Here is a 7,282-nt window from a genome sequence, read left to right as displayed (position 1 = left end):
TCTACGTCAGCCCCTTATTTTTTATCCCTTGCCCTTAAAACCTTACCGCTTGGCACAGCCTATGCCATTTGGGCTGGGTTAGGGCTGGTGCTGACCTCTGTTGTGAGCATTCTCTTTTTCGGTCAAAAGCCTGATTTGATGGGGATAATCAGCATTGGGCTGATTTTACTTGGCGTAGTATTGCTCAACACGGTTTCTCATATGTCAGGACACTAAAAAATGTTCCCTTGTGCGGCATAATCATCGTTGAATTGGCGAAGGATTTAACCCCATTCAATATAAATGAGGGGACTACAATTATTTACCTATCAGTTTATTTTTTACGTTTTGCTCTAGGGTGGGCTTGATCGTAAACTTCTGCGAGGTGTTGGAAGTTAAGGTGAGTGTAAATTTGCGTGGTCGATAGGTTGCTATGCCCGAGTAATTCTTGCACTGCCCGTAGATCCGAACTGGCTTCAAGCATATGGGTGGCAAATGAATGGCGCAACTTATGCGGGTTTAAGTGGCTGTTTAAGCCTTGGCGAACACCCCAGGTTTCCAAGCGTTTTTGGATGGAACGATGAGAAATTCGATTGCCCAGTTGGCTGACAAATAAGGCGTCATCTTTTGGGTTGAATAATAACCGCACTTTAAGCCATTGTTGGAGGGCGTGTGAGGCGTAGCGGCCAAAAGGGACGATACGTTCCTTATTGCCTTTTCCCAACACACGAACTTCACGGGTACGCGTATTGATACTGCTTAAATCTAATCCTTGGAGTTCAGATAAGCGCAGGCCGGAACTGTACATTAATTCTAATATTGCCCGATCACGAATATCGATAGGTTCTTTGCTGTCATTGGCAAGGAGCTGTTGGATCTGGTCGCCATCAATATTTTTAGGTAAGCGTTTACTGAGTTTGGGGGCAGAAATACCTGTAGTGGGATTGGCTTTTAATTTTCCCTGTTGGACTAAATAACTCAAAAACATTCTCAGGGCGGAAAGGCGCAGTGCCAAGCTTTTTTCTTTCAACCCCTCTTTTTTGCTTTCTGCCAACATAAAACGCACAACACTGGGGGTAATTTGTTGCCATTGTTGAATACCTTGTGCGTTTAGCAATGCTATCACCGCTTCAAGTTGTCGTTGATAGTTGGTCAGCGTATGAGGGCTGAGTTGGCGCTCGATGCGTAAATAATCCCAGTAAGCTTGCAGATCGGTATGCATTATAAACTCAATTCAAACAGACTTTTTTTCGGGTTCAATTTAAACCCTTCAGCTTCCAATAAATCCTGCTGCGTTTGCCCTAATTCTGCCACCAAGCGATTGGATTGGGTATAACGCACAAATTCTTTTGCTTTAGAGATTAATGCCGTGTAGAGGTCGTTTTTCTTATCGCTATCGAGAGCATAAATATCGGTGAGTTGCCAATAGCGTTGTAATTGTAATGAAGATAAACGGGGGTAGAGTTGAATGAATCCTATCGCTTTATCTTGTGAATTGACCGCAATAAAAAAAATACTTTCATTGAAACGAATACGATTGGTTAGGAAAGTTAAAGTGCGGTCAGGATTTTCTGTCATTCCATTAGCGAGGCGGTAATGTTCAAAAAGCGGTAAGAGCACCTCAATATTCCATTGTTCGGCTTTAAAAATCTTCATCGTAATAAAATGGGTTATTTTTTATTGAATCTATACAGTGAATTGTAGCTTTTTCAGGCAGAATAATCACGCATTCGGGAAAAAATTTTAAAAATCGTGATTTTGAGCAAAGAATAACGTGCAAAATTTGGTATAGTAAACCCGTTTTATTAATTAGTATGGAGAAACAAAAATGGCACGTCGTCCTTTAGTGATGGGAAACTGGAAATTAAACGGTAGCAAAGCTTTTACCAAAGAATTAATTGAAGGTTTAAAGCACGAATTAGCCGGTGTTACAGGCTGTGATGTGGCTATCGCCCCACCGGTGATGTATTTGGCAGAGGCGGAAGCTGCATTAGCCAATAGCCAAATTTCCCTTGGTGCACAAAATGTAGATGTGAATGTCAAAGGGGCATTTACCGGTGATATTTCAACAGAAATGTTAAAGGAGTTTGGGGCGAAATATATTATTATCGGTCACTCCGAACGCCGTACTTATCATCAAGAAAGTGATGCTTTTATTGCGAAAAAATTTGCCGCATTGAAAGAAGCAGGTTTAGTGCCGGTGTTATGTATTGGTGAATCTGAAGAAGAAAATGAAGCGGGTAAAACCGAAGAAGTGTGCGCCCGTCAAATTGATGCGGTGATTAATGCATTAGGTGTGGATGCCTTTAACGGTGCGGTGATTGCTTATGAGCCGATTTGGGCAATTGGTACCGGAAAATCAGCAACACCTGCCCAAGCGCAAGCCGTTCATGCCTTTATTCGTGGACATATCGCCGCGAAATCTCAAGCAGTTGCAGAGCAAGTGATTATCCAATACGGCGGCTCTGTGAACGATGCAAACGCTGCAGAATTATTTACTCAGCCGGATATTGACGGTGCGTTGGTCGGTGGTGCATCTCTTAAAGCCCCGGCATTTGCGGTAATCGTCAAAGCAGCGGCGGCAGCAAAGCAGTAAAATTTTATTGTTAGATATAAAAAGTGCGGTGAAATTTAACCGCACTTTTCACTTCTGTGACTCATTATAATACTGATATGCCTTATCCATATTTTCAAAGTGGTGCATAATACCATTTTCTAACACAACCGCATTATCACAATAGGATTTTATCGCAGAAGGGCTGTGTGAAACGAGGATAATAGAGCGATCTTTACGTTTTTCAAACAACTCATACTTACACTTCTCAGCAAAACGTGAATCCCCCACCGCAATCACTTCATCAATTAAATAGCAATCAAATTCCACCGAAAGAGACAAGGCAAACGCCAAACGAGCTTTCATTCCTGAGGAGTATTTTTTCACGGGCTCATATAAATAATCCCCCAATTCAGAAAATTCTTTCGTGAATTTTGTTACATAATCAGGATCAACATCATACAATCGGCAAATAAAGCGCAAATTATCCATTCCCGTTAGGCTACCTTGAAATGCCCCACTAAAAGCCAAAGGCCAAGAAATCGACATTTCCCGTTCGATGATTCCGGTTGTGGGTGGTTCAATGCCACTCATTAAGCGAATAAGCGTAGATTTGCCAGCGCCATTTCGCCCTAAAATTCCGATTTTTTCGCCTTTTTGTAAGTCAAAATTGATATCTTTTAGCACGGTTTTCCAGCCACTCTTGGTGTGATATTTTTTGCTCACATTTTTGACTCGAATCATTGTGGCTCTACTCCTTTGCTAAAATTTCTCACCATTGCCAAGCCAATCAAAAGCAAGATTAAATCGCTGACAATTAAAAAACCTATACTTTCGTAGGTGATTACAGTTTCGCCAAAATAACCGTGTCGGAACATTTCTGTACCGTGAATCATTGGTAACCAAAGTGCCATATTTTGTACCTGTGTCGGCAAATTATGTACAAAGAAGAAGGCACCGGAAAGGGGCAACAACACGAAACTCAACGTGCCCCAAATTTTTCCAAAGAAGTCTATTTGTTGAGCAATAGCACAGATGATTAACCCCAATCCGAAGGCAAAAACCGCCATTAAAAACCACGCAATCAGCATATAAAGCACGTCTTGCGGAAATGGAATCCAATCAATTGCCACCAACACAGCCATAAACAGAATTTGCGCAATAGAAGCACCTGCAACTTCTAATAAGACACGAGTAAAGATAGTATCTAATACTCGCACATTACGATGGTAAAGCAAGCTCAAGTTCGCCGAAATTGAACCAATGGCACGGTTAGAGGCATTTCGCCACATCATCGCCATAGGATAACCTGTCATCAAAAAAGCGATAATATTTAGCGTAGAGACCTTATCAGCACGTAAAAATTTCCACATCATCACTATAAAAAAAGTGAGCAATAGTGGCTCAACAAACAGCCATAAAAAGCCAAGATTCTTTCGCCCATAACGCGTGATGATTTCACGCATCAGCAATGCATTGATCACACGCCCTTGAATAGCTAATGACTGTTTAAAAGAAGTCTGGTCACCATACTGCATTAGTTTTTATGCTCTCTTATGCTGGCAATTAATAAACTCAACACACCATACAAAATAAAACCGATAATGAAAGTGGCAATAATATTGTAAATACGGTTTGGCTCCAACGCCCAGTCCGGTTTGCTTGGTTGGCTAATTACTTCCAAATAAAGCTGTTGACGGTCTGCCTCACCACGCGTGTTTTGCAAAGAGGTCATTGCGGCTGTCAATTGTTGTTGTGCTAACTCATTAGCAAGCACTAAGCGCTGATAATCTGCTGTTTGAGTAGCGGCAGAATTGCCTGTGCCTGAAAGCTGACGAGATTGTTCATCAATTTCTTTCTTCAAACTTTTTTGGCGCATTTGTAAAGCCGGCACTTGTGGGTTATCCGGTGTAATGGAAATCAACTGCGCAAGCTGTGTTTCCACACGAATCAGCTCACTTTTAAGACTTGAAATCAACGTGAGTTGCACACCCGATTGCGCAGGCAAATCAAAAATTTTGTTTTTGATCCGATATTGACTTAAGGCTTGGGCGGTTTCATTGACATTTTTTTCAGCCTCTATCACCGCTTGTTCGGCAAACTCGACCGTATCTTTTCTCGCACGTTCGTTTAAACGGTTGATTAATGCCTCCCCCTCTTTCAACAAACGATCATTTATTTGGAAACCTTCATCCGCGTTAAACGCTCTTACACGTAAGGTCGCAATGCCCGAAACAGAATCTACATCCACCCCTAATCGATCCTTAAAATAACGATAAAACGCCTCTTGTGTATCATTAAAACCAAAGCCATTAAAGCGACTTAAAATATCGCCCTTTTCTGAATAAAATTCACGTACCGGCAACGCTTTCTCCAACTCATCTAATGCCGTGCGAGAACGCATATACTCCTGCACGGAATAAGTGTCATCTTGAGAACGGGAAAACCCCGCCCCCTGCAACAATGCCCCCACGCCGGAAAGTGAAGATTGATTGCGTGGCGAACGTACCACAAAGCTGGATTCAGATACATAAATATCTGAGGCAAACAAGCCAAAATAGACCGATGAAAGTGCGGTCGGAATTAACACTGTAATCCAAAATAGCGGATTCAATTTTTTCCACAGGGCGTTTTTCTTTTTCTGTTTTACCGAGGTTTCGGTTGTCATAGGCTTTACTCTTAAATTAGAAATTTCTGATTGAATTGGTCGTACTCGTTACCGGTGATGTAATCGAAAAAATCATACTTAAGAATTTTTGGAATTCTGCAAGTGGTGCATTCGATACATACACGATATCCTTATTTTGAACAGGGAAACGTTGAAGTAAAAACATTGATTGAGGCTCAAGCAAATTTACCCGATACACCGTTGGTATATCCGTTCCTACGCTGTAACCTTTCGCCGCCCATTCTTGTTGAGCTTGATAATCTAACTGCGTAAATGGTACATAACGGAATACAAATATACCGCGAGGATCAGAACGAGTATCAATCAACCCACCCATTTTGCCAATGGCTTCCGCAAGCGTAATCCCGCTGCTTGAAAAACGCATTTGCTGATTATTACCCAACGCCCCCAAACCGGTGAATTTATATGGCGTATTTAAAAGTGAAACGACATCGCCCGAACGCAACATAATATTTTGAGCAGGATCCGCAATTAAGGTTTCAAACGCTAACGTTTTCACCTGATTACCACGTGTTAACTGAACCGTTACATCTTCAATATTTTCCGTAGTTCCTCCCACAGCAGCAACTGCATCTAACACACGTTCACTGTTTGCGGTCAGCGGCATACGCACCGTGCTACCTTGACGAATTACCGTAACATCGCTTGAAAAATTATTCGCTATTTTCACCACTGCTTGCGGTTGGTTCGCCTTACGGTTTAACGCAGCAACAATTTGAGATTGAATCGTTTCCGGGGTTTTACCTACTACACGCAAATTTCCCACAAAAGGCACCGTAACCGTCCCATTCTGATTCACCATCTGCGAAGGCAACTGCGTAACGTGTCCACTGCCTTGTCCCTCGCTACTGAAGGTTGTCCCAAACAACACCGCAGGTGGTGCTTCCCAAATAGAAATCTCCAGAACATCCCCTACATTTACTGTACCGGAATAACCCGCCTCAACGCCCATACCGGCAAAGCCTGAAAATTTCTGACTTTGTTGCATAAAATACATTTTCTGCACCAACGCATCGTTCAGCTCAACCACATTCACCTGACCTGCCAATTTAGAGGCATCACTATTTTGATTCACCTTCAAAACGGCTGAATGGCTAGGACCAGAGGTAGGCAACGATGAACAGGCTGAAAGCACTAGGGCAAGCATCACACCCATCGCAATCTGTTTTACTTGATAATTTTTCATCAAAAGCTCTCATTAGTAATGACAAACGAGTGAAGTATAACATCTAAATTGTAAATCGGAAAAATGATATTAATATATACACAGGCTTTGTGTAGAAAAATATCACTACTCTCTCCCACTTATTCTCTAAATTAATTCTTTTATTTTTCTAAAACCTATTGATTTTATAGATAATTTCCAATAACAATAACAATAAAGTCTATCATGTAGATGATAAGAAATACATTATAACCTGTTGATTTTTATTCACAAAAACTATACTCTTACGCTTAAAATTAAACAGAACTGATATTTTGGAAATTTAGAAATGAAAATTTTAACTGTTTTTGGAACTCGTCCAGAAGCTATAAAAATGGCGCCATTAGTAAACCAATTAAAATCCACACCGAACATCATCTCAAAAGTATGTGTAACCGGACAACATAGAGAAATGCTAGATCAAGTGCTTTCTTTGTTTGAAATTCAACCAGAATATGATCTGAACATTATGAAAGAATCCCAAACATTACAAAGCATCACAACCGCAATTATCGAAAAACTAACCCCAGTATTAGAAGAGTTCAAACCTAACTACATTCTTGTACACGGTGACACTACAACCACTTTCGCAGCAAGTTTAGCTGCTTTCTATCAAAAAATCTCTGTTGGTCACATTGAAGCTGGACTCCGTACAAACAACATTTATTCCCCTTGGCCAGAAGAAGCAAATCGTTGCTTAACTTCTGTTCTTGCTGATTTACATTTTGCACCAACTGAAACTGCAAAAAGTAATTTGCTAGCCGAAAATAAAAAAAGTGAAAGTATTTTTGTTACAGGGAATACCGTTATTGATGCACTTCTTACCGTAATAGAAAAATTAAGGGGCTGAAGTAGA

General features: G+C 41.0%; 8 protein-coding genes and 1 pseudogene. 3 read left to right on the top strand and 6 right to left on the bottom strand.

Annotated elements, in window-relative coordinates; translation table 11 throughout:
- The coding region (locus BKK52_RS11805) for a DMT family transporter (protein WP_158076053.1) at window positions 1-216 on the top strand (216 nt) is incomplete at its 5' end.
- Window positions 217-313: 97 nt separating this feature from the next.
- Here BKK52_RS11805 and xerC read toward each other — a convergent pair.
- Window positions 314-1,201, bottom strand: coding sequence for a tyrosine recombinase XerC (xerC, locus tag BKK52_RS11800; RefSeq protein WP_077420888.1), 888 nt, complete (start codon window positions 1,199-1,201; stop codon window positions 314-316).
- Window positions 1,201-1,635, bottom strand: coding sequence for a GNAT family N-acetyltransferase (locus BKK52_RS11795; protein ID WP_077420887.1), 435 nt, complete (start codon window positions 1,633-1,635; stop codon window positions 1,201-1,203). The genes xerC and BKK52_RS11795 overlap by 1 nt, the downstream gene beginning before the upstream one ends.
- A 172-nt stretch (window positions 1,636-1,807) precedes the next feature.
- Between BKK52_RS11795 and tpiA the strand changes: the two genes are divergently transcribed.
- Window positions 1,808-2,575, top strand: a complete 768-nt coding sequence (gene tpiA / locus BKK52_RS11790; protein WP_077420886.1) for a triose-phosphate isomerase — start codon at window positions 1,808-1,810, stop codon at window positions 2,573-2,575.
- 48 nt (window positions 2,576-2,623) lie between these two features.
- On the opposite strand, the gene bexA is transcribed toward tpiA, so the two are convergent.
- Genes bexA through BKK52_RS11770 form a run of 4 tightly spaced genes read right to left on the bottom strand, consistent with a single transcriptional unit; the run spans window position 2,624 to window position 6,408 of the window.
- The gene (gene bexA, locus BKK52_RS11785; protein WP_077478774.1) at window positions 2,624-3,277 is read right to left on the bottom strand and encodes a capsule polysaccharide exporter ATP-binding protein BexA; all 654 of its coding nucleotides are present in this window, start codon (window positions 3,275-3,277) and stop codon (window positions 2,624-2,626) included.
- Window positions 3,274-4,071: an ABC transporter permease gene (locus tag BKK52_RS11780; protein WP_077478773.1), complete on the bottom strand. Its 798-nt coding sequence runs from the start codon at window positions 4,069-4,071 to the stop codon at window positions 3,274-3,276. Before BKK52_RS11780 ends, bexA begins: the two co-directional genes overlap by 4 nt.
- On the bottom strand, window positions 4,071-5,201 hold the full coding sequence (locus tag BKK52_RS11775; RefSeq protein ID WP_077417687.1) for a capsule biosynthesis protein: 1,131 nt from the start codon (window positions 5,199-5,201) through the stop codon (window positions 4,071-4,073). Before BKK52_RS11775 ends, BKK52_RS11780 begins: the two co-directional genes overlap by 1 nt.
- Window positions 5,202-5,217: 16 nt before the next feature.
- A complete protein-coding gene (locus BKK52_RS11770) occupies window positions 5,218-6,408 on the bottom strand; it encodes a polysaccharide biosynthesis/export family protein (protein WP_077478772.1) in 1,191 nt (396 codons plus the stop codon).
- 307 nt (window positions 6,409-6,715) lie between these two features.
- On the opposite strand from BKK52_RS11770, the pseudogene wecB reads away from it, so the two are divergent.
- Window positions 6,716-7,270, top strand: a pseudogene (wecB, locus tag BKK52_RS11765) (non-hydrolyzing UDP-N-acetylglucosamine 2-epimerase); the annotation flags it as partial.
- Window positions 7,271-7,282: the final 12 nt, after the last annotated feature.

This window comes from Rodentibacter trehalosifermentans (assembly GCF_002000545.1).
In the GTDB taxonomy this organism is placed as follows: Bacteria; Pseudomonadota; Gammaproteobacteria; order Enterobacterales; family Pasteurellaceae; genus Rodentibacter; species Rodentibacter trehalosifermentans.
Note: the sequence above shows the minus strand (reverse complement) of the source record. Positions and strands in the feature narration are given on the sequence as shown.

Excerpts from the sequence above, each read along its gene's own strand:
- xerC (WP_077420888.1), bottom strand. The coding sequence starts at position 1,201 with ATGCATACCGATCTGCAAGCTTACTGGGATTATTTACGCATCGAGCGC.
- BKK52_RS11795 (WP_077420887.1), bottom strand. The coding sequence starts at position 1,635 with ATGAAGATTTTTAAAGCCGAACAATGGAATATTGAGGTGCTCTTACCG.
- tpiA (WP_077420886.1), top strand. The coding sequence starts at position 1,808 with ATGGCACGTCGTCCTTTAGTGATGGGAAACTGGAAATTAAACGGTAGC.
- bexA (WP_077478774.1), bottom strand. The coding sequence starts at position 3,277 with ATGATTCGAGTCAAAAATGTGAGCAAAAAATATCACACCAAGAGTGGC.
- BKK52_RS11780 (WP_077478773.1), bottom strand. The coding sequence starts at position 4,071 with ATGCAGTATGGTGACCAGACTTCTTTTAAACAGTCATTAGCTATTCAA.
- BKK52_RS11775 (WP_077417687.1), bottom strand. The coding sequence starts at position 5,201 with ATGACAACCGAAACCTCGGTAAAACAGAAAAAGAAAAACGCCCTGTGG.
- BKK52_RS11770 (WP_077478772.1), bottom strand. The coding sequence starts at position 6,408 with ATGAAAAATTATCAAGTAAAACAGATTGCGATGGGTGTGATGCTTGCC.